We start from the raw sequence: 21642 nt of genomic DNA on the forward strand, positions 1-21642 counted from the left end.
GCTCAGCGGCTGTTCAGAAGCCGATCGTCTCAAGGAACCGGATTCCGCGATCGATCTGCGGGAGCGGATCTCCCCCGATGAACACATGTCCTCCGGGAACCAGAACCAGTTCGGCCGACACTCCCTGTTCCTGCAGCGCCGAGGCGAGGCGCTCGCTCTGCTCGGAAGGCACGATGAGATCAGCAGTGCCGTGCACAAGCAGGAAGGGTGGAGCCTCGGCTCGCACATAGTTCGTGGGTGAGGCACTCCCCAACCCCCGCTTCTCGATCAGGGTCGAACCCGTGAGCAGAATCTGGATGGGATCGGGAATCTCCGCTCCCAGCTCCGAAAGCACGGCGAGTCGCTCCGGAGGAACGGCCTCGCTCGGCTTCGGCATCGTCTCCACGTCAGCGATGCCGTAGAAGTCGATGACAGCTGCCACCGAACTCGACACCCCGATGACGCCGTCGCCGCCCTCGAGTTCGTCATCATCGGTGACCAACCCGAGAAGCGCAGCCAGATGTCCGCCGGCGGACTCTCCCCATACTGCGATCCGCTCAGGGTCGATGCCGAGTTGCCACGCATGAGCTCGAACATAGCGGACCGCGGCCTTGGCGTCGTGCAGCTGAGCGGGAAAGGGCGCTTCCCTGGCGTGCCGATAGTCGATGGACACGACGGCGATCCCGGCGTCGATGATCCGTTGGAAGAGCACGCCCGCAGGCCATTCGAGCGGCGGATGCTGTCGGCTGCCGCTGAGGTAGCCGCCCCCATGGATCCAGACGACGGCAGCGACAGGATCGTCACCGGCCCCCGCCGGAACGAAGACATCCAACTCCAGTGGGCGATAGCCGTCGGCAAGCGAATAGGCGCAGGACCTGTACTCGCGGGCGTTCCGGGGTCGCTGAACCTCGAAGGTCTCGGGAGAGGAGTACTTGCCGGGCGGTGGCCCATCGACTGCTTCCTCCGTACGGACTGATGCGCTCTCCTGCACGTACCCTCCCTCAGACCACCGTTCTGACCCGGTCCCCATGCGAATCTGATTGAGACAGTACCAGGATTTCACACCTCGCGTTCGGCGTGCTGGGGCGGTCCTTCGCTCCACAACCTCACTCTGCGGGTTCCAAGAGAGTCCGAGGTGCCACACGGATGCACTGGTGCCAACCGCCGTCGGCAAGGTTCTGCCTCACGCTGCCTGTGACGCCCCTCCTGCCGGAGAAGGCCGGAGCCCGGCGTACAGGAGCGGCAACGAGATGAAGAACACCGTGAAGATGGTCCCCACCAAACCGACGGTGAAGAGTGACACGCTCTCGACGAAGGACAGACCGACGACGCCCACCAACGCAGCACAGAGGACATGACGACGACCACTGTCGAGCGGAGACCTCGCGAGCCGGACCCAGACCATCACGACGATCACCAGCACAAGGATCAGCTCCGCCAGACCGCCGCCGACGAGTGTCTCGACGAAGAAGCTGTGGAACTCCGAAGGCTCCATCCCGCGTTCCTGCGCAATCGCGATGCCGCGGAACTTCCCGCTGCCCAGGAGTACGCCGGACTCACGCCAGATGTCGAGTCCGATGTTCCAGATGTCATCCCGTCCCGACAACGCGGCGTCTGGTCGCAGCAGGAGATCTCGGAGTGCGTCCCCTGCCTCGGAGCGGACCACGAGCACCGCTCCGACCGCAGCTGTCACGACGAGCATGACGAGATGCCTCGCTCTGACCCGGACCCGAAGCACCGCGAATACGGTGATGAAGATGAGTGAAGCGGCGATCGAGGCCCGCGACATGGTCAGAAGCAGCGAAGAGAACTGCAGGCAGAACAGCAGAACATTGTGCACCTGCGGCCGTCTCCCGTGCAGATGCAGCGCATGCGCGACCAGTCCCAGGAAGAGGAAGTACCCGAACTGATTGCGGTTGGCGAAGAAGCCCCTGAAATCGAATTGATAACTCGACCCGGCGTTGAAGATCTGCGGAATGTCCGGCGCATTCAGCGCGAAGTTGACGATGATCGCCGCGAACGTGAGCCAGAGAAAAGCTGCGAGGAATGTGCGCAGCTCCCGCTCGCTGGGCCGCAGTGCGCAGAACAGACCCGCGTATGCGACGATGCCGATCATCCCAGCGATCGCCCCCACGAGATCCATCGGGTCGTAGCTTCCGTACCGGACGCCCACCGAGTACAGAGTGACGGCCTGCAGGATACCGTAAACCAGTGCGATTCCGATCCATGGGTCCTGCGGCTGGATCCGCCAGTGAATGGCCATGACGATGACGATTCCCATCTGCACCGCATATCCCGCCACCACGGCGGCTGTGAACGGCACCGGGAGACCGAACGTGTACACGACGGCGACCGGCGCGATGGCCATCGCGATCAGCAGGATCAGAACAGCGCCGATTCCCCGATGAACCTGACCGGTACCGCCCTGCACCGTCGTCGACTTCGCCTCAGCTCGCATGGAGGACCAACTCGCTCAAGCGCTCATAGGTCACTCCGCGGTCGAAGCGCTCCTCGGCCAGCCGCCGCGAGCCCTGCCCGCGCTCCCGCAATCGCCGGTCGGAGGCCAAGCCCGCCAGCGCCGAGGCGATGGCCGCCGGGGTGGAGTCGCAGTTGATCCCCGCCGCATAGGAGGTGAGCAGCGACCGATACTCCTCGCACTCCTGCGTGTTGACCACAGGCAGGCCCGCCGCAGCGTAGTCTCCGACCTTGTTGATGATGCTCCCCGCAGATCCCGCCACGATCGGGTTCACCGCAATGTCGCAGCCGCGCAGGCGCGAGACCATTTCCGAGTAGTCGAGTCTGCCGTGGAAGACGACCTCGTCCCGCAGATCGTCCGTGTCTCGCCGCCAGCGCTCTTCGAAGGGTCCGCTGCCCATCACGTGCAGGCGCATTCGGTGCCCTTCCCCCCTGAGCGTGCGGAGGGCACCGAAGACGGCAGGCAGGTCGTAGCTGTGCCCCAGTGTTCCGATGTACGCGAGTTCGCAGAATCCGGCTTCCGGCGGCCTCTTCGCCGGATAGGCGTCGAAGCGCCGCAGGTCAGTGCCCAGGTACACGGTGGACACCGCGGCATCATCGCCCCGCGCCGCGCTCACCCGCCTCGAGTACGTCTCGGAGACGGTCACCACTGCATCCGCAGCCCGGTAGATGCGGTCCGCGCGATGGCGCAGGGGCGTGAGTGCGCGCCGCGCCGCCCACGGGGGCCTGAGCACCATTTCGAAGGCCTCGGGCCACAGGTCCTGCACGTCGAGGATGAGTCTCACCCCGCACCTCCTGGCATAGTCCACCGCCGCGGCAGCCACCTCGAGCGAGGGCACAGCGCAGTAGACGACATCCGGCACGCGCCGCTTCCGCAGATAGTCCGCGAGACTGCGGCCCAGGGCACGATGACTCAACAGCCGTCTGACGGAGACGTTGGCCTGATAGGCGGGCTCCGGCACGTAGGTGGTCGCGTACAGAGAGCTGCCCGGAGCGGACGGGTCCCGGTGTTCCTTCGCCCGGTGGTGGAACGACGAGGTGACGAGCTCCACTGCGGCACCGTGCCGCGCAAGCACTCCGGCCAGTGCGCTGAAGCGGTTGTTGGACCGTTCCCCGCCGTCGATGAAATGTGCGATCATCAGTACGTCCATCAGTTCACTCCCTCACTCGATCGATGGTCCGGTCCGCAGGACCGTTCCGCTCTGTTTGCCGCCGCAGCCCGCATTGCATGGACTTTTCCGTCGTCCGTTGTGCCGACTTCTCCGCCGTCTGTTGTGCCGTCCGTTGTGCCGGCTTTTCCGTCCACCGTTGTGCCGTCCGTTGTGCCGACCGACTGTCCGCCAGCGGCATTCGTCGCAGCCCTGCGCTTCCACATCACTGCCATCGTGACCGCGCCTGCCGCAGCGCAGATCGAGTACCCGATGATCGAACCGTAGGCGGCCCCCAGCATCCCGTACTGCGGGATCAGCAGGACATAGGCGAGGAGAGAGGCGGCTGTGCCGATGATTTCGATGATCGACACCGAGCCGGGAGCTTTCACGGCAATGAGGAGACCCTGCTGGACTCGTGTCACGCCGAACACCACCGCGGAGATTGCCAGGGGAAGGATAGCGGCAGTGGCTGGAAAGTACGCCGCCGGCAGGACGAACACGATCATTGCGTACGCGGCTGCTCCCAGCAGTGCCGCCGCGGCCACGAGCAACAGCACGCACCACCCGATCAGCCGGGCTGCCCGGAGCGGTGACTCCTGAGCTGACCGCGACCAGCTGCGCAATGATGCGTCCACCCACTGCTGCACGGGCCAAGTGGCCATCTCGAGGACGGCTGCCACAGTCACGTAGAGGCCGAGCTCCGCTGGCGAGCTGAGTGCCGGGAGAAGCAGTCGGTCGGAGCGGAGCATGGCAGTGTTGCTGAATTCCGAAGGCAGCAGCACCCAGCCGCGGCGCCGCAGTCCCTGCGTCTCCTTGAGTCCCGGCGGTGCGGTCAGAGCCCCGGACCGGAGCGCAATGCCGAGAAGCAGCACGGCAGGAAGCACTGAGGCCACGTACACCCACATCCAGAGCACCGGGTCGTCTGCGCCGAGCAGCACGAGCAGTGCCGCCCCCGCGATGATGATCGACTGGGAGGCGATCGCGTTGAAGGCGAACCGCTTCCAGTCGTGACTGCTGACGTAGGCGACCCGCACAGCCCGCGTCAGGGAGTTGAGAGCGACGTAGCCGGTGACAGCGATCGCACCCATCCACATCCAACTGGTGCTGAACGGAGACACGACTGTCGCGAATAACGCGACAGGGAGGATCACGAGAGTGCCGGGAGCCACCATTCGGGCGAAGACACGGTACTCCGTGCCGAATACTCCGGAACGTGCAGCGATGTACGGTCGTTCCAGGCCCATGACCGCGAAGACGGAGAGAAAGTAGGCGAGTTGCAGAGCGAAGGCCAGATCTCCGCGCGACGCCGGGTCCAGCACCACGGCCGCCAGCAGATTCACCAGAACAGCGCCTCCGGCGGCCAGCACCTGGGACGCCAACAGGACGCCGGTGGCGGTGCGCACGCCCGTCGCCTCCTCAGTGCGCTTCAGCATCAGCTCTCGCCCCCGGACTTGCTCTCCGACCCCACGCGCGCGGTCTCGGCTCGTTGCTCGCCCCCAGGGGTCGGCTGCTCCCTGCAATCACCTCGGCCGTATCCGTACGCGCCGAGTCCGGTCGCCGGGAGCATCGTGACGATGATCCCGGGGACATACGCGCCAACGGCCTCGTGTGTCCGGATCGTGTCGCCCAGCGCCTGCTTCTCGGTGGTCCCCGCCGCAGCGACCACGAGAACGCCCGCTGTTCTCTTCCCGACCACTGAGGCATCAGTGACTGCGAGGGTGGGAGGCGTGTCCAGGATGACGTAGTCGAAGTCCTCATTGAGGGCTCGGATGACGGCATCCATCGTCTCGGACTCCAGAAGCTCACTCGGATTCGGAGGGGTGCGGCCGGCCGCCAACACGCGGAGCCCCTCTGCGCCCCCGGACTGCAGGACGTCGTCCGGCTCTGCCCTGCCCACCAGCACGTCGGTCAGTCCTGTGCCTCCCTCGATCCCCAGATACTGTGCGATCATGGGTCGGCGGAGGTCACAGTCGACGAGCACCACTCGCCGCCCCGCCTGCGCGAGGGTGAGCGAGAGGTTCACAGCCGTGGCGGATGTGCCCTCGCCGACGCCTGGCGAGGTAACGACGAAGGCTCGGTTCGCGGAGCCGACGGCGATGAAGTCGAGGTTGGTGCGCAGCGTCCGGAAGCCTTCCGCGGTAGGGCCGCGCGGACGGGTTCGCATCACCAGCGGATCCCTGCCGACGGTGGGGCCACGGGGGATCCTGCCGATCACAGGCTTCTGGGTGAGCTGCCCGACGTCGCCGACGGAGCTCACACGGGTGTCGAGCACGGCCGTGAGGACGGCGGCGCCGATTCCGCAGAGCAGACCCAGCAGGAAACCCGCGGGCACCAGGAGCTCGGCCCGGGGGCTCACCGGTTCCTCCTCGGTCTGCGCCTTCTGCGTGGTGGTGAGGGTGACCGAGCTCTGGCCGTTCGGAAGCTTCGGCTCGAGTCGACTCTGCACCGCTTCCGTGAGGCTCTTGCCGACTGCGTCGGCGATGAGCGCTGCCTGATCGGGCTCTGTGTCGGTGACCAGGATATCGATGAGGACCGACTCCCCCGAGGTGCTGGTTTCCACCCGCTTGCCGAGCTCGGTCACCGTGATGTCGAGATTCAGTTCGTCGATCACCGGTTCGAGCACCACGCCCGTGCCGGCCACGTGCACGTAGCTGTTGACGATCTCTCGGGCGAAACTGTTGCCCTGGACCAGGTCGACGGTGCTGCTCGCCTCAGAACTGACGGAGACGTAGAGCTGGGTGGTGGCTTCGTACCTGGGCTGCATCAGCACCGCGGGTGCGACGCCCGCACCGATTCCCAGCGCCGTCACCAGGATGACGAGCAGCCATCTCCGGCGGATGATCCTCACGTAGTCCCGCAGCTCCATGGATGTGGGACGCCTCTCAGGTGGGGTCGGCCTCTCAGCAGCGGACATGAGCCGCTCTCTCGTCGACTCTCGCTGGAGCGGAGCTCCGGCCTCGGCGAACCAGGTGGTCGCCCGCTCCATCGATGTCCATCGTCGTGTCCTCCACATCCCGGGTCCGCCCCAGCTGAACTGCACACGCCTTCGTGAATCCGCCAGAGACACGAAGGGGGCGCTGGCCCCTCGGTCTCCACCCCGGATGAGCAGGTCCAGGCCGACCAGTTGCCACGCTATCGTCGGAAACGTCCGCGGAGATCGACCTCCACCGGTTTCTGCGGTGGCCCGCAGTCGCTCTGCGGCAATCCGCCCGCTGTGCTTTCGGCCCTCATCCTTCGGGAGGCTCCATGTATCCGAGTGTTCTCGCTCGGGCAAGGGCGGAATCGCGTCCGGTCGCCCCCAGCTTTCGATAGAGGGCCGAGAGGTTGTTCTTCACCGTGCCCTCGACGAGGTGGAGGTGCGCTGCGATCTGAGATACCGAAAGACCCTGTTCGAGCAGGTCCAACAGGGTCCTCTCCCTGGCGGTCAGGCTGGGGACCTCTGCGCTGGCCACCAGAGCCGTCGCGACGCGGCCGAGACGCCTGCGCAGGTCGACTGCCGTCGATCGATGCCCGGTCAGCTTCTGGAGCGCGGGCTCCCAGACATCTGCCGTGAGGTCGAGCAGGACGTTGCGATCCGGTGCGGGCAGCAGCGCGATCGGCAGCATCGAGCCCACCCAGACCACCAGCTCGATGGTTTCACGGAACTCCTCGACCGCTCGCTCCTGGTCCCCCAGGCGCAGATGGGCGACGGCGGCGAGACCAGTCAGTTCAGCCCGTTCGCGGGTGCTGAGGAAGTCGTGATAGAAGTGGGTCCTGACCAGCGCGAGCGCGTCGGCCGGATGCCCGGCGACGATGCAGCTGCGTGTCATCAGCACATACTTCGCACCGGTCCGCGGCGACAGGTCTTCGATGAGCTGGCCGGCCCGGTAGAGCTGACCGAGACCGACAAGTGCGGCGATGCGTGAGGCTCTGAGGATCTCCATCCCGTCATCGGTCGCCTGCTTCGACCGCGAATAGCTCTCAGCTTCGTCGTCGGCCAGAAGCACCCCTGACTCCGAGGTGGCGCCGAGCAGCGCCAGGCTGCGTTCGAGCAGGGGCACGTGAACCCACAGCGCCCCCATCTCCGGGAAGGACTTCATCCGCGCAACCAGGTCGGCCAAGCGACCGAGCTCCAGACGATCGAGTGCGCGGTAGGCCCTCGTGACCAGGGCGGCGGGCCGAAATGCCGCTTCGAGGACCAGGGGCGGTTCGTCGAGCTCGGTGAACCTGACCAGTTCGGTGTCGGCCCTCTTATGGTCTCCGCTGAAGTACGACGCCAGCGCGGACCACGCGGCGATGGCCGGTGGAAGGAAATCGCCGGCGACGGCCATCTCCGCGACTGTGTCCTCCATGTCGCGAAGCAGTGCCAAGGCGCGACCCGGCTCACCTGCCAGCACAGCTTCGACGGCGGCCGCGAATCTGACCATGGTCCGTGGGCGGCGAGGGCCTGACGAGGTCCACGCAGCGCCGAGCGATGCGGCTTCTCGGTGACGTCCACGGCTCGACAACTGAACCATCTGCGCGAGCACTCTTCTCGCCTCACTGTGCCCTGCGGCGGTGATAGTCTCTCCGCCGTCAGCGATCTCGTCCGCATCGGTTTCGGCGCTCAACGTGCTCGGAGAGTCGGACGAATCGAATGCAGACAGGTCTGCGCCGGTCGGCTGTGTGAAAGCGCGAGATGCGGGACTGCCCGGGGCAGTAGCGCGTGCCACGAGCTCTCGCACACGTTCGACGGTGAGCGGAGCGGTCTGGGCACCGGTCGGACGGCACGTTTCTGCCACTCTGTCGGCGACGAGAGAGGGAAGCACCAGGTCCGGTTCCTCGCGGAGTGCCTTCTGCGGAAGCTCTGCGAATGCTTCCAGTGCGGCTCGCGGGTGCAGGTAGAGAATCGGGAGACCCACTGCCGAGGCGATCCTGCTCAGGGCCGACCACAGTCGACCGCTTCGGGCGAGGGTGAGTGCGTTCTCGGTGAGCACCGGGTCCGGTGCCTTCGAGAATTCGACCTGCTCGACGAATGCCTCGACGACGAACCTCCGCGCCTCACTCGACGGTGTCAGGTCGTCCCCTGAGCGGAGCCGGATCCAAGCCGAGATGAGCGGTGGCACGAACAGCATGTCCGAGCCCTCCGAGGGCAGGAGCATGCCGCTCGAGCGCAGGCGGAGGAGAGCGAGTCTGAGATCATCGATGTCGGAGGCGAACTCGCCGAACGCCTCGGAGACGGCTTCGAGCGCAGTCATGGCCACTCGGTCCGAGAAGCCATGGAGCAGCGACAGCGTCCTGAGGATGAGACGGTCGCGGGACTCGAGTGGGATGACGATGTCGCCGGCATCGGCGATCGCGAATTCGGCCAGGCTGGTCGACGTCAGCAGTTCGTCCAGACCCTTTCCGGAGGTCACCGTCGACCGCTGTGCCGCGCGCGCCAGGGGCAGCCAGCCCCCTGAGGCGCGGTACAGCAGCCGAGCTTCGCGGTCGCCGACGTTCAGCTCCTGCTGAAGCGCCTCGGGCGACCCTGATGGAACGACGGGAGAAAGTCTCACGGTCTCGCTCTTTTCGCTTGGCGTTCCCATTCCACAATTCCACGCAGCGCGGGAAGCAGCTGTTCGATCATCTCCCGATAGGTCGCGGCGGACCTGCCGTAGGGATCGATGACATCGTCGAGAGCGAGGGATCCGACTGTCGGCTGACGGTATCGCTGCGCCAGAGCCACCAGCGACTGCCATCTCTGCTCGGCGGGGATCCCGTTCTCCGGAGGGACCGCGGGCAGGATCCGAGCGAACTCACGAACAGTGAACGCTCGCCTGAGGGACCGCGGTTCCAGCTGAACCGCGATGCTGCGCTGCCTTCGCTCCATTGTCAGAATGAGGTCAGCGCCCGTCAGCATCTCCGCCGAGAGAACCCGGCCCCTGAACGACTCGAGGGACAGCCCGAAATCCGCCGCCAGACGAGCGATCTGCCTCGGCACTGCGCCATTGACCACGCCATGAGTTCCGGCACTGCTGATCTCGAATCTCCCAGGAGACAGTTCGTCGAACCGGGACTGCAGATATGCGGCGGCCAGAGGGGACCGGCAGATGTTGCCGGTGCAGACGACGAGCACCCGGAATCGCGAATCGAGAACTTCCCAGTCGCCTTTCAATAACTGCTCCGCTTCTGCATCACCGGCACTGTCAGTCTCCTCAGCGCTCGAACATCCCTGCGGGAGCAGCGTGCGCCGCAGGGGAAGCGCCCTCCGAATTTCGTCGTCAGCCAGGACCGGAACCGGTGGACAGCGGAGGCATTCGGAGTCAAGGACGAACATGCGACGATCCGAACAGAGCGGTTCCGGTGCTCCCTTCCCAGCGGCCTGCGATCGAGGGAAGCGCGAAGTCGAGTCTCTTCCCGACTCGGATTGCGAGCCCGGTTCTCATGTCCGACTCCGATCTCGTCGCAGCGGGGAGGTGAGCTTCAATTCCATGGTGCTCGATTCGGTCTCGATGCCGGTCTCCAGACCGGCGGGCCACACATGAGGGATCGGTTCGGTGGAGAGATTCCAATCACCGTGAAGCGGATCGTCCGAATTCCGTGAGAGCCCTGCGGCTGCGGCGCCGTCGGCCCCTGCGCCTTCCGGCCCGCTGGGCACGCTCGGCGCGATTACGCGACCATCGTCACCGAAACCGGCTGAACCCACGCTGGAATAGGCTTTCGCGTAACCCTTCATCTCCGGCAACGAGGTGGGGACCTTGTTGAGCACCAGGCTGACCGGAACATTCAGGATCTCCAGGGCCGACATGGCCTCCTGCACCTCGTTCGTGCGGACCTGCCCCACTCCGGCCACCAGCAGGACTCTTCCCGCGCTCTTGCCGACGACGAGGCTGTCGGAGACAGGGAGCAGCGGTGGCCCATCCAGGATCACGGAGTCGAAATCCTCCACCAGACCGGCAAGGACCCGGCTCATCGCCCGCGAGTCGAGGAGTTCCGCGGGGTTGGGTGGAATCGCACCCGCGGTGAGAACGTAGAGTTCGTCAGCGCCCCACGGCTGCATCAGCTCATTCACATCGATCTCCCCCAGCAGTGCAGTGGTGAGCCCCGCCGAATTCTCCAGGCCGAGCCGGTCGGCCACTGACGGCTGACGCAGGTCGACGTCGACCAGGGCCACCCGTTGTCCTTGCTGGGCGAGAGAGATCGCAAGGTTGACACTTGTCGTGGTCTTCCCTTCGCCCTCCACCGCCGAGGTGACGAGTACAGTCGGGTTCCCGTCGTCGACTTGGGCGAATCGGAGATTGGCGCGCAGGCGCCGGAACGATTCGCCGCGTACATTCTGAATCGGCACCTGAGTGATCAGCGGCTTTTCGCCCATGGTGCTGTCCACCGGGATGGAAGTGAGCACTGGGGTCGAGATCAGCCGTTCGATGTCCTCCTTGCTCCGAATCTTTGTGTCGAGCGCGGAACGGAGGAGGGCGAGTCCGAATCCGAAAGCCAGGCCGAGGACCAGTCCCGATGCCACTTTCAGCCACAGAGGCAGTCCGTCCGGTAGCAGCGGCGGAACGGGAGGATTGGCGACCGTCAATTGGATCTGAGAACGCTCGTCGCTGCCTGGAGTCTCAAGGTCGTCGATGAATCGCACAAGACTGTCCGCAACAGCGGCGGAAAGCTCCGCAGCTCCCTCTGCCGTATCGTCAGTGGCTTCGATCGTGACCAGAACGGTGCCCTCGTCGCTGGTGGCCTCGATCCGCTCGGCAAGCTGGTCCGCTGTTTCATTCAGATCGAGCTGCTCAACCACGGGCTGCACCACGGCTCGACTGTCGGCCATGTCGACATATGTCTGAATCCGCTCCTGAATGAAAGTCGAGGCGATCTGAAGTTCGTTCGGATCCCCAGTCGTGGCGATGGAGATGAAGAGTTCGGTTCGCGCGCTGTAGGCCGCCGGCAACAGGAGGGCCACTCCGAGTCCTCCCAATCCTCCGATGATGGTGGCGATGATCAGCAGCGCGACATTCCTTCGCAGGATCAGGAGGTAGTCCTTGAGGTTCATCAGTCATTCGCTTCCATTTGCCCGTCAGTCGTCTGCCGGGGAGAGTTCCGCCGCGAGCGCGGCCGTGTCAGAGGAGTTGTGTCTCATGCTAGGAACGGCGACGTGGCCTGCGACAGGGGCTCGAGAGGTGAGTACGGTCGACCGCAAGAAGCCTGCGGCACCGCATGCTCCAGGAGGAAGTGCTCGATCACTCGCACCACGCGCGACAGCTGCGCGTCGCTCATCGCAGAGCCGCTGGGCAGCGCAAGGCCCCTCTCGAACAGTCCCTCGGCGACGTCGCCCCCGATGGCAAGGCAGTCGGAGTGCACCGGCTGCAGATGCATCGGTTTCCACAGGCGCCGTGTTTCGATGTCGTGCATCTGCAGATGCATCGCCAGTTCGGAACAGCTGAAACCGGTTGCTGACGGATCGACGAGCACTGCTGTCAGCCAGGCGTTGTCCTCGGCGTCATCCTCACCGCCGAGGATCTCGATGCCGGCGGTCGCCTCGAACAGCACGCGATAGCTCCGTCGGACCTCCCTCCGCCTCTCGATCATCGAGTCGAGTCGAGACAGCTGGGCTCGCCCCAGTGCGGCGAGGACATTGCTCAGTCGATAGTTGTAACCGATGTCCGTGTGCTCGTAATGAGGCACCGGCTGCCGCGCCTGAGTGCTGAGATAGCGGGCATGATCCGCCAGAGCTGCGTCGTCGGTGAGCAGCGCGCCCCCGCCCGAGGTGGTCATTATCTTGTTGCCGTTGAAGGACACAGCCGCGGCTGTGCCCATCGCCGCTGTCGGCCGGCCTCCGTGATGAGCTCCGAACGATTCCGCCGCATCGACGAGGACCGGCACTGAGAACTCCGCCGCAATGGGCAGGATTCTGCCGTAGTCCGCCGACCGTCCCAGGAGATCGACCGGAACCACGGCTTTCGGCAGACGATTCCGGTCGGAGAGATCTCTGAGAGTCTCATGGAGCAGTTCCGGATCCATGTTCCCATCGTCGAGGCAGTCGAGGAAGATCGGCTGCGCTCCGCAGTAGACGATGGCGTTCGCGGTCGCGGCGAATGTCATCGTCGACGTCACGACCGAGTCCCCTGAACCGACGCCGAGGCTCAGCAGCCCCAGATGAAGCGCTGCTGTCCCGGAGGCCAGGCCGACCGCATGGGTGACTCCGGCCTTGGCCGCGAGCTCGGCTTCGAACGCCGTCAGATCGGGCCCGACCGGTGCGATCCAACCGCTGCGGATGGCGTTTCCGACGTAGGTCTCCTCAATCTCTCCGACATCCGGTGGAGACAGCAGGATCGGTTCCTGTTCGCTCGTGATCGCCTTCGGCAGGTCGTGCAAGAAAGTCATGATGCCAATCCCATCGTTGCTGCTGTTGATTCTTCGATGACCAGATGGCGGCAGACGTACTGGGCCCGGCCGTCCAACTCTTCCTCCGGTTTCCACCCCTGAGCGGGAAGATCTCTTTCGATGTCCACCGGAACGAACCCCGCTTCTTGAAAGCAGTCGGGGATCGGCGTGCTCGCCGGAAATCGGCTGAGGGCGAATTGGGCATCCGTGCCCCTTGCCCGATTGACGAGCAGGCGCAGCACCTCTCGGTGCAGCTCGTCGTAGTCGCCGCCTCGGCTCAGCGCGGACCCCGGCTGTGGTTCGAACGACACGAAGCAAGTCGTCCGGCCGGGAGAGCGGATCTCGCAGCGACCGAGACGCATCCCCGTCTTCGTCGTCACCTCCCAGGTCCGCAGAGTTCGAGAGCGCTCGATTGCGGTGAAGGAGACCAGGTCGGACCGAAGCGTGCCGCCGTAGCTGTCAGTGGTCGCCTCCACCCCGTTCGTCACCCCGCGCGCAGTGACGACCGTGAACAGGGTCTTGACCAGAATCTCCATGTCCAGTCGCCAGTTCAATGTCTCGACGTAGCGGACATCCAGGTCGAACTTCTCGTCCCAGGGCAGCTGATTGCGTCCGCTGACCTGGGCGAGACCGCTGATCCCACCGCGCACCTCGTGGCGTCTTGCCTGCGCAGGCGTATAGAGCCGGAGAAGATCAGGCATCAGCGGACGAGGCCCGATGAAGCTCATGTCTCCGACGAGCACATTCCACAGGCTCGGCAGTTCGTCCAAGCTCGATGCCCTGAGGAACCGGCCGAAAGAAGTCAGGCGGTCCTCGTCCTCGATCCATCCACGTGATGGGTCGACCGGCCGCATGCTGCGGAATTTCAACAGGAGGAAGACTCTCGAGTCCTTGGTCACTCGCCGCTGAGTGAACAGCACCGGACCGCCCAGGAATGCCATGACCAGAACCGCCACAATGATGAGGACCGGACTGAGCACGACGATTCCCGCTGCTGCACCGACGCAGTCGACTGCGCGTTTGACTCTCGGGTAGTCGACCATCTCAGAACTCCTCGGCGAGCTCGGGCGCTGAGGCCGGAAGGGGGCGCTGCAGAGGCCGCCGGTAGGCGGGGAAGAAGTTTCCGGTCTCGCCCGTCGCGGCTTCGGCATCGGGTTGCCGCCGGAACAAGTCGGTGGTGAGTCGGTCATACTCCGCTCTCGCCAGCACTCTCTCGCCGGTGCGGAATGCGACCTCTCCATGTGGAGCGAATCCTCGTTTGTACCGCTCGAGCGTGTCGCCCGGGGTCAGACCTCCGCCGATGACGAAGCGCCGATACCCGTGTTCGTGCAACCACCTCATCGTCTCGACCTTGACGAGGTCATTGGGCCGAACCGAGAACGCGCCCTCATCGGTTCCTCCAAGGAAGTCGTATCCGGTGTCCGAACCGAGGACCAGCAGATCGGCTGAGACCATCCGACCGTCCAGCTGAGCGAACACATAGACGAAGCGACCAGCGAGCCAACGGTGCACTTCTTCGAAGAACGAACGGTCGAACCTGTACCAGGACGAGCTGGAGCGCCTGTTCATCGTGCCGATATAGATCTCGAGGAAGTCGTCGATGAACGCGCCCTGCTCGTCGAACACAATGCTTGTTCCCTCGCGAACCGCCCTTTTCGCGTTCTTCCTGACCTTCTTGAATTCGTGCCCCGTCCACATCTGATCGGGAGCATGGTCCAGTTCCCTGACGAAGTTGGCCTGGCGGCTCCGGAACGTCCCCGGGTAGGGCAGAATCTCATCGTCGAACAGTGAGAACCTGATGAATTCGCTGACGACCGAATGCAGCCGGGCCCAGGCGTCGAACAGCGGCCAGAAGCACGCGGCCGATTCCTCGACGTCGGTGAGGTCCCAATGCACCGGGCCCCCATAGCCGTATGGAGAGACGACGTCGTGCAGCTCTGCGCGGTCCGTGGCACCATCACCCGCAGCCGTGTCGGCCTCGACCTGGCGGAGGCAGAAGGGGTAGAGGATGTGGCCTCGTCCGTCGGTCAGAGTCGCCGCCAGCAGACGGGAGCCGCTGGGAGCGAGGAGCCTGCACAGCTGTGGGTGAGCAAAGGGGTTCCGACTCGGAGAGCGCTCCCACAGCTCCAACCAGGCTGAGCAGTCCGCATCGACGTCCGCATCCCAGATCTGCCAGGTGAAATCTGCTGTGATGAGCGAGACTCCGAGGGAATCCGCTCTGACTGCCAGGGCTGTGGGTTCAAGGGACGTGGCCTCAGACAGCATGACGATTCACCATCGTCCGGACGTCGAGGAAGCGCCCGGCATTGAAGCCGACGACTTCATGTTCGACTTCGCGGCCGGTCTCATCGATATCAATGCGGGGATCGGGCAGCGTCGTGCAGCTGCTGTCGCAGAATCGCTTGATCTCCTCCGTCGAGGCGTCTGCCGGAGGCAGCGACCCGGCGGAGAGCTCAGGGACCTCGACCCGGTTGATCTTCTCGTGGATCCTCACGACCGTCCCTTCGTAGTTGCCGAAGAGCTCCTCGTCGAGCTTCTCCCCCTCGCGCAGGCCTGTGTAGATGATCTCGACCTCTCGGTTGGACATGGCGATGAGGTTCTTCGCGATGTCGACGATCTTCACCGGTTCCCCCATGTCGAGGACCATGACGTAGCCGTCCTGGCCGATCGCCGCTGCTTGGAGCACCAATTGACACGCCTCGGGGATCGTCATGAAGTAGCGCCGGACCTCCGGATCGGTCACAGTCACAGGCAGTCCCTTGCGGATCTGCTCCTGGAAGGACAGCAGCACCGACCCTCGAGAGCCGAGGACGTTTCCGAATCGCACGGAGAGGTAGGTTCCCCGCGACCGCTGGGCGAACTCGCTGACCAGCCGTTCGGCGATGCGTTTGCTTCTGCCCAGTTCACTCGTCGGCGCGGCCGCCTTGTCGGTGGAGATGTTGATGAATGTGGAGACTCCCACCGCTCGGGCCGCCGTCAGAACATTGAGGGTTCCGTGCACGTTCGTCTTCCACGCCTCCTGCGGGAACCGCTGCAGCATCGGAAGATGCTTGAGGGCGGCAGCATGGAAGACGATGTCCGGGCGGGCCCGGCTGAAGACCTGCTCGATCGCCTCCGGATCCCTGATGTCGGCAAGCACCGTGTCGGGCGAAGTCAGCAGGGCCGAACCGAAGAGAGTGAGCTCCACTCCGTGCAGAGCTGACTCGTCGCGGTCGAGCATGACGAGGTTCGCGGGCTCGAGGGCTGCGAGCTGCAGGCACAGTTCACTGCCGATGGAACCTCCCGCTCCGGTGACGAGCACCCTCCGACCTCGGACGATGTCCGCGATCGCAGACAGATCAGTGTGGACGCTGCTGCGGCCGATCAGATCCTCGACCTTGATGTCGCGGATGTCCGTGACCTCTGCGCGCCGACTGACAAGTTCGGACAGCGGAGGGATCGTTCGCAGCCAGCATTCGCTCCCTGCCAGCTGATCTCGGCATTTCTGCACGAACGCTGCATTCGTGTCGGCGATCGCGATGATCGCCCCCGAAACACCCAGCTGTGCGGCCACTGCCTCGACGTCGTCGCTGGTTCCGCGAACGGGAACACCGCAGATCCTCAGGTGACGCTTCTTCGGCTCGTCCTCGATGATGCCGACCGGAAGATACTCCCCCTGTGGGTCCGCGACCATCTGCCGGATCAGAGACTGGCCCGCACTGCCTGCGCCGATGATGAGAACCGGCTGCCCCGAGACCGGCCGTTGTGCCGCATCGTAGCCGAGCCGGATGAGATACCGGCTGCCGGCCATGAGCAGCAGCGCGCTCGAGGACAGCAGGAGGATGAAGGAGACGTCTCCGACCCTGGCGATGAGCAGTGCAGCGGTGATCAGGACCGTGGACACCGCCAGTGCTCCGAATTCGGAGAAGCTCCCGTACCGGTAATGCTCTGAGTACAGTCGAAGACTGACGCCGAGAAGGAGCTGAAGGACCACCGAGGCGGCCGCAACCACGAGGAAACCGGACACATTCGGCTGCGAGTCGCCGAGGACCAGCCAGGTCAAGCTGCATGCTGCGAACCAGGCGAGGAAATCGAAGGTGCTCTGCACCCAGGTGCGCCGGTTCCATAGAGCGACCGAAGCTGTCTGAGCCCAGCAGCTCAGGGAGTGGCCCGGTTTGGACCATTCGAGAGGCAGGATTGTCATTGTCTTCTCCCAGGTTCATCAGGATGGGAATGTGCAGCCCGACCGCGGGGAAGCCGGTGGAGATCTGCTCGATCACTGTCCAGGTAATCAGTGAATTTCCTGGTCAGGGCCGAAAACGGTGGCAGAGTGCGGCCTTCCGCGCGGACCCTGCGGGAGGCCGCATGCCGACCGTGGAGGCCGTTGCCCTGGACCGGCATCCCCGGGTATGCCGAAGGCCGGTGAACTCCTCGAGTTCACCGGCCTGGGGTCCCTGCCTCCGGTCGTCTTCGCGGACGACTCCGGCCTCGTCGCGGACAGCTCCGGCCTCGTCGTCAGCGCTCGCATTCGATGACGGAGACCATCAGACCGGGATCATCTGACCGGAATCGGCTGGTCGGGGTCGGCAGACCGCTCAGTCGAGCGATGGCGGCGATCAGGCCGGAGTCGGCTGATGGCTCAATCGCGCGACGAGCTCTGTGCGCGATCCGACGCCGAGCTTCCGATAGACGGAAGTCAGGCGCAGTTCCACCGTCCGCAGGGAAACGAATATCCGGTGGGCTATGTCGCGATTCTTCAGACCCATCCGCACCAGCTCGACGACGGACTGCTCCTCCTCCGTCAGCTGCGCCAGGATCTGGTCATCGGGAGTCACTTTCGGTTCGACCGATCGGCGGGCGGTTCTCGAGGCGGCGCGAGGTGACCCGGCCTCGTCGAAGTGGTCGGCCGCCATCTTCATCTGCTCCGCTGCCTGGGCGTGATACCCCAGCTCGTCGAGTCTTCTGCCGAAACACTCGATGAGTCGGGCTCTGTCGTACAGCGAATCGCTGAGTCCACAGTTCCGAAGTGCTCGCTGAAACTTCTCCAGCGAGCGCTCCGCCATGGCCAGAAGAGCTTCGCACCTGTCTGCGGCGAGCTCCCCCCACCGGGAAGGGCAGTGGTCGAGCCGCTTTTCGAATCGCTGAAGTGCGAGCGCAGCATTCTCCCTCCGCCCCACTCGGATGAGAGCCTCGATGAGGTCCGGTTCATGCCGCTGGACGTTCGGGTTGGATATTCCTGCGCTCAGCTCTTCGCATCGCTGGAGATGGCGCAACGCCTCGGCGGGGAGGTCGACGCTGAGCAGATAGGCGCCCTGCAGCGCGTTGAGGTCGGCGATCACGCGCCTGTTGTTCGCACGCGCGGCATAGTCGACCAGCTGCGATTCGACGGCCTCGGCGTCACTGGCCCTGCCCTGGGCCAGCAGCCGCCAGCATTCGAGCAGCAGGAATCGGTCCTCACGGATGCTCCGACACTGGCTGTGTCTGCTCCTCGCTTCGTCCGCCAACTCCAGCGCGCGGCCGATCTGACCGGAGCGGATCTCGTTCTCGGCTCTGAGCGTCGAAATCCAGGCCTTCCAGATCGTCGCCCGCGGACTGTTCTCATCAATGTGTTCGAGTACCGCGCGAGCACGATTGTAGTGCTCCGTACGGATCAGCCCCTCAGCCAGAATGACGCCGGGGACGGTCTCCGAGAATTCGCCGTCGACGAACTTCTCGAATGCGGCCAGCGTCGTCTCGCTCCTGCCGCGGCTGCTGTCGAGCAGAATGAGCACCGATTCGCTGAGGTTCCGCGATTCGTCGTCGAAGTCGACCTGAAGAGCGGCTGCCGAGTCGAGAAGCTCCTGGGATTCTGTCAGATCTCGTTTCCACGCGTGGCACAGGGCCAAGGTGAGCTGGAGCTTCGCCACTTCTGTCGGTTCCTGCGACGCCTCCATGCGGCTCCACGGCCGGTGGAATCCCGACGGCAGGGACTGGGTGCGGCAGAATTCGGTGAGGATCGACAATGTCCTCGCCCTGATTCGAGCTGCGGCGTCCTTCGACCCGCCGGCCAGTCGGATGCAGCGGTCGGCGAAGACGAAGTCTCCGAGGACGTGCAGTTGGGCCGCCACGTCGAGCAGCGCATGGGCATGCTCACTCGGTTCCGCGCACAACTGGAGCGCCCGTTCGCAGAATTCGATGCCGGCGTCGGCTCTGCCCTCCCTGAGAATCTGGCAGGCGTCGGCGAAGAGCTCGGCCGACTGGTTGTCGTCGGCGATCCAGAAGGAATTGTGCCAGCGCATCAGACGGGGAGAGGCGGCAGCACACTGTTCGCTCATCCGCCGGTGCATCTCGGCCCGCGTGCCGGCGTCCATCTCCTGGTAGATGGCGGATCGAAGCAGTTCATTCGCGAAATACAGGTAACCTCCCGCGCGTTCGATCACCCCTGCGGCCTCGAGGTCGTCGAGGCGCTCCCAGAGTTCGGGGAACCGGATGCGGAGGGGTCCGTACGAGGTCAGCGGGGCCAAGGACAGCACTTTGAGAATCTCCCTCGTCCCCTCGTCGAGAGTGCCGAACTCGTCGTCGAGAAGCGATTTCACCGGCGCGCCGGTCCGCAGGGGCCGTTGCAGTGCCGTCTCTCCCCGTCGCTGCCGGGGCGTCATGTTCTCGAGCAGGTCCTGAATGGCGAGTGGGTTTCCCTGGCCGGCCCTTGCGACCAGCTCCGCCGACTCCGCTGCGAGCTGATCGGGAACCAGCTGATGGGCCAGTGCCACGGAGGCTGAGTGGTCGAAGCGCTCCAGGACGACGGTGGGTGCTCCGGAGAAGGGACTGCGCGAATCGATCGATCGCACGGAGACGACCATCCGCAACAGACCTCCCGTGAACCGTCTCAGCACATGCCCGAGGACGTCCTGCGAATCGGCGTCCATCGCATCGGCATCGTCGAAGACGAGGAGTGTCGGGAGCGTCACCGGCAGAGAGCGGATGAGGGTCACGAAGCGCTCGGGAACCTCGGCGTCGTCCTCCCCGGTGAGGATCACGTCGCGCACGAAGTCTCCGGGTGCGAGCGACCGCAGAGTCGACATCGTGATGTCGAGGCCGGAGAATCGGATGCTCGATTCGGCCCGGTTGTAGGGCACGTGGACGACCTGATCGACACCGAGGCTGCGTTCGAGGCTGCCGAGCAGTGCTGTCTTGCCCGATCCCTGCGGACCTGCGAGCACGACGCTGAGCCCCTGGTCGAGCAGAGTGCGGAGGCGCTCCAACTCACCGTGTCGATTGATCAGGTGCATGAGATCTCTTTCCTATGAGCAGGTTCCGGTCGAGTGATGCAGGATCACGGTTCCACGATCGTCGCGTCATCCGTCCTTCACCAGGTGGTCGTCACGGGAATGATGCGAGGCACTGCTCGATCACTCCAGAATCACTACCGGACGTCGCTACTCGTTCCCATTCGAACTCACGAGTCTCTTGCCCGGGCGCCCACTCAGAGGCTGCCTCCTCAGCTGTCTCCACCGTCGGCACCTTCTCAGCCGTGGTCTCTTCGACGGACAGGGGCGCAGGCTCCGGGAGTGGAGATCGGTATCGAGGGAAGAAGTCCGAGTCGGCCGGCCATTCGAGCCCCCGCGATCGTGCCTCGGCGCGGCGGGATTCGACCCGGAGGGAATAGGCCTGTCCGTCGAGAACTCGTTCGAACGTCCGGAATCTCGTTCCACCGTCCGGGGCGAAGCCCTTCTTGTACCTCTCGAGCCCGTCCCCCGGTGCGACACCGCCTCCGAGCACATAGCTCCGGTAGCCATGCCCGGCCAGCCATTCCATGACCGTCGCCTTAACCAGATCGTTGGGCCGCAGACGCGAGTACTCGACATCAGTCCCGCCGAGGAAGTAGTAGGCGGTATCGCGTCCCAGAAGAACCAGGTCCATCGATATCGGAGTGCCGTCGAGAGATGCCGCGAAATAAACTGCCCTGTCGCCGAACCCCTCTGTGAGCCTGGTGAAGAACTCGGGTGGGAACCGATACCATTCGGAGCTGCCCAACCTCTTCATCGTCCCTGAGTAGATGCGGTGGAACTGCTCCCCGAGGCGACCATCCCGATCGATCTCCATACTCAGTCCCGATCGAATCGCCTTCCGGACGTTCTGCCTCACCTTCGGCACACAGGCGGTGAGCACCTCGACATCGGAGTCGATGGTGGCCACGAAGTTGAGGGATCTCACGCGGGACCGGCCGGGGTGCGGGAGTATGTCGTCGAAGAGCGATGCGCGGACGAACTCACTGATCACGTTGTGCTCGCGAGCCCAATCATCGAAGCAGGTCCAGAAGTCATAGGCGAAGGCCATGGGGTTCTCGCTGTTCCAGCACATCGCACCCCCATAGCCGTAGGGAGAGATCAGGTCCCGTGCTTCGCCATCCACGGTTCGCAGCACGACCGGGTAGAACACTGTTCCCTCCGATGTCCGTGCGGCCGCGCAGAGCAGCTCGTCGTCCGGCGCGACCATGAGCTCGGCGACGGCGGGGTGAGCGTAGGGAAGCTGGCCGGGCGATTCCTCCCACAGCCGGATCCACGCTGCGCGCTCCTCGGGTGCGCCGGCACTGAGAACGAGGAATGGAAAGGCTTCGTCCGGGAGCGCTCTCTCCTGCACCGGAACCATCGTCGTCGTATTCATGCTCCAACGATCGTCCCGATGCACCGCCACACGATAGGTGGTCATCCCGGGACATTCCAATGTCACTACCCAGTCATGGAGCGGTCATTACGTG

Annotated in this window: 15 protein-coding genes; 1 reads left to right on the top strand and 14 read right to left on the bottom strand. The window is 64.6% G+C overall.

The features are described 5' to 3' along the window. Positions 1 to 13: 13 nt before the first annotated feature. From RIT73_RS14150 to RIT73_RS14205, 12 genes are all read right to left on the bottom strand, one after another. A complete protein-coding gene (locus RIT73_RS14150) occupies positions 14 to 970 on the bottom strand; it encodes an alpha/beta hydrolase (RefSeq protein WP_309132734.1) in 957 nt (318 codons plus the stop codon). A 192-nt stretch (positions 971 to 1162) separates the two neighbouring features. Then, positions 1163 to 2437, bottom strand: a complete 1275-nt coding sequence (locus RIT73_RS14155) for an O-antigen ligase family protein (RefSeq protein WP_309132735.1) — start codon at positions 2435 to 2437, stop codon at positions 1163 to 1165. Beyond that, the gene (locus tag RIT73_RS14160) at positions 2427 to 3605 is read right to left on the bottom strand and encodes a glycosyltransferase family 4 protein (protein WP_309132736.1); all 1179 of its coding nucleotides are present in this window, start codon (positions 3603 to 3605) and stop codon (positions 2427 to 2429) included. The genes RIT73_RS14155 and RIT73_RS14160 overlap by 11 nt, the downstream gene beginning before the upstream one ends. Then, positions 3605 to 5038, bottom strand: a complete 1434-nt coding sequence (locus RIT73_RS14165) for a polysaccharide biosynthesis C-terminal domain-containing protein (protein ID WP_309132737.1) — start codon at positions 5036 to 5038, stop codon at positions 3605 to 3607. The genes RIT73_RS14160 and RIT73_RS14165 overlap by 1 nt, the downstream gene beginning before the upstream one ends. Continuing rightward, complete coding sequence (locus tag RIT73_RS14170) at positions 5038 to 6591, bottom strand: polysaccharide biosynthesis tyrosine autokinase (RefSeq protein WP_309132738.1); 1554 nt, start codon at positions 6589 to 6591, stop codon at positions 5038 to 5040. The genes RIT73_RS14165 and RIT73_RS14170 overlap by 1 nt, the downstream gene beginning before the upstream one ends. Before the next feature lie 241 nt (positions 6592 to 6832). After that, the gene (locus tag RIT73_RS14175; RefSeq protein ID WP_309132739.1) at positions 6833 to 9121 is read right to left on the bottom strand and encodes a LuxR C-terminal-related transcriptional regulator; all 2289 of its coding nucleotides are present in this window, start codon (positions 9119 to 9121) and stop codon (positions 6833 to 6835) included. Beyond that, positions 9118 to 9720 (bottom strand): low molecular weight phosphatase family protein, encoded by a 603-nt coding sequence (locus RIT73_RS14180; RefSeq protein ID WP_309132740.1) that lies wholly within the window; start codon positions 9718 to 9720, stop codon positions 9118 to 9120. Before RIT73_RS14180 ends, RIT73_RS14175 begins: the two co-directional genes overlap by 4 nt. A gap of 267 nt (positions 9721 to 9987) precedes the next feature. Next, positions 9988 to 11595 carry a polysaccharide biosynthesis tyrosine autokinase gene (locus RIT73_RS14185; protein ID WP_309132741.1) on the bottom strand — a complete coding sequence of 536 codons (1608 nt, stop codon included), beginning with the start codon at positions 11593 to 11595 and terminating at the stop codon, positions 9988 to 9990. Positions 11596 to 11678: 83 nt separating this feature from the next. Further along, positions 11679 to 12926, bottom strand: a complete 1248-nt coding sequence (locus tag RIT73_RS14190) for an aminotransferase class I/II-fold pyridoxal phosphate-dependent enzyme (protein WP_309132742.1) — start codon at positions 12924 to 12926, stop codon at positions 11679 to 11681. After that, complete coding sequence (locus RIT73_RS14195) at positions 12923 to 13969, bottom strand: sugar transferase (protein ID WP_309132743.1); 1047 nt, start codon at positions 13967 to 13969, stop codon at positions 12923 to 12925. The genes RIT73_RS14190 and RIT73_RS14195 overlap by 4 nt, the downstream gene beginning before the upstream one ends. A gap of 1 nt (position 13970) precedes the next feature. Next, positions 13971 to 15191, bottom strand: coding sequence for a GNAT family N-acetyltransferase (locus tag RIT73_RS14200; RefSeq protein ID WP_309132744.1), 1221 nt, complete (start codon positions 15189 to 15191; stop codon positions 13971 to 13973). Next, positions 15181 to 17109, bottom strand: a complete 1929-nt coding sequence (locus tag RIT73_RS14205; RefSeq protein WP_309132745.1) for a nucleoside-diphosphate sugar epimerase/dehydratase — start codon at positions 17107 to 17109, stop codon at positions 15181 to 15183. The genes RIT73_RS14200 and RIT73_RS14205 overlap by 11 nt, the downstream gene beginning before the upstream one ends. Before the next feature lie 205 nt (positions 17110 to 17314). Here RIT73_RS14205 and RIT73_RS14210 point away from each other — a divergent pair, with 205 nt between their 5' ends. Beyond that, positions 17315 to 17440: a hypothetical protein gene (locus tag RIT73_RS14210; RefSeq protein ID WP_309132746.1), complete on the top strand. Its 126-nt coding sequence runs from the start codon at positions 17315 to 17317 to the stop codon at positions 17438 to 17440. Between the two features lie 81 nt (positions 17441 to 17521). Here the strand turns inward: RIT73_RS14210 and RIT73_RS14215 are convergent, their stop codons facing one another. Next, the gene (locus RIT73_RS14215; protein ID WP_309132747.1) at positions 17522 to 20173 is read right to left on the bottom strand and encodes a LuxR C-terminal-related transcriptional regulator; all 2652 of its coding nucleotides are present in this window, start codon (positions 20171 to 20173) and stop codon (positions 17522 to 17524) included. A gap of 91 nt (positions 20174 to 20264) precedes the next feature. Continuing rightward, a complete protein-coding gene (locus RIT73_RS14220) occupies positions 20265 to 21548 on the bottom strand; it encodes a GNAT family N-acetyltransferase (protein ID WP_309132748.1) in 1284 nt (427 codons plus the stop codon). Between the last annotated feature and the right edge of the window lie 94 nt (positions 21549 to 21642).

Origin of the sequence: Brevibacterium sp. (genome assembly GCF_031179145.1) — a bacterium.
Classification (GTDB): Bacteria; Actinomycetota; Actinomycetes; order Actinomycetales; family Brevibacteriaceae; genus Brevibacterium.

Coding starts and splice junctions, on each gene's coding strand:
- RIT73_RS14155 (WP_309132735.1), bottom strand. CDS start 2,437: ATGCGAGCTGAGGCGAAGTCGACGACGGTGCAGGGCGGTACCGGTCAG.
- RIT73_RS14160 (WP_309132736.1), bottom strand. CDS start 3,605: ATGGACGTACTGATGATCGCACATTTCATCGACGGCGGGGAACGGTCC.
- RIT73_RS14165 (WP_309132737.1), bottom strand. CDS start 5,038: ATGCTGAAGCGCACTGAGGAGGCGACGGGCGTGCGCACCGCCACCGGC.
- RIT73_RS14170 (WP_309132738.1), bottom strand. CDS start 6,591: ATGGAGCGGGCGACCACCTGGTTCGCCGAGGCCGGAGCTCCGCTCCAG.
- RIT73_RS14185 (WP_309132741.1), bottom strand. CDS start 11,595: ATGAACCTCAAGGACTACCTCCTGATCCTGCGAAGGAATGTCGCGCTG.
- RIT73_RS14190 (WP_309132742.1), bottom strand. CDS start 12,926: ATGACTTTCTTGCACGACCTGCCGAAGGCGATCACGAGCGAACAGGAA.
- RIT73_RS14195 (WP_309132743.1), bottom strand. CDS start 13,969: ATGGTCGACTACCCGAGAGTCAAACGCGCAGTCGACTGCGTCGGTGCA.
- RIT73_RS14200 (WP_309132744.1), bottom strand. CDS start 15,191: ATGCTGTCTGAGGCCACGTCCCTTGAACCCACAGCCCTGGCAGTCAGA.
- RIT73_RS14205 (WP_309132745.1), bottom strand. CDS start 17,109: ATGACAATCCTGCCTCTCGAATGGTCCAAACCGGGCCACTCCCTGAGC.
- RIT73_RS14210 (WP_309132746.1), top strand. CDS start 17,315: ATGCCGAAGGCCGGTGAACTCCTCGAGTTCACCGGCCTGGGGTCCCTG.
- RIT73_RS14215 (WP_309132747.1), bottom strand. CDS start 20,173: ATGCACCTGATCAATCGACACGGTGAGTTGGAGCGCCTCCGCACTCTG.
- RIT73_RS14220 (WP_309132748.1), bottom strand. CDS start 21,548: ATGAATACGACGACGATGGTTCCGGTGCAGGAGAGAGCGCTCCCGGAC.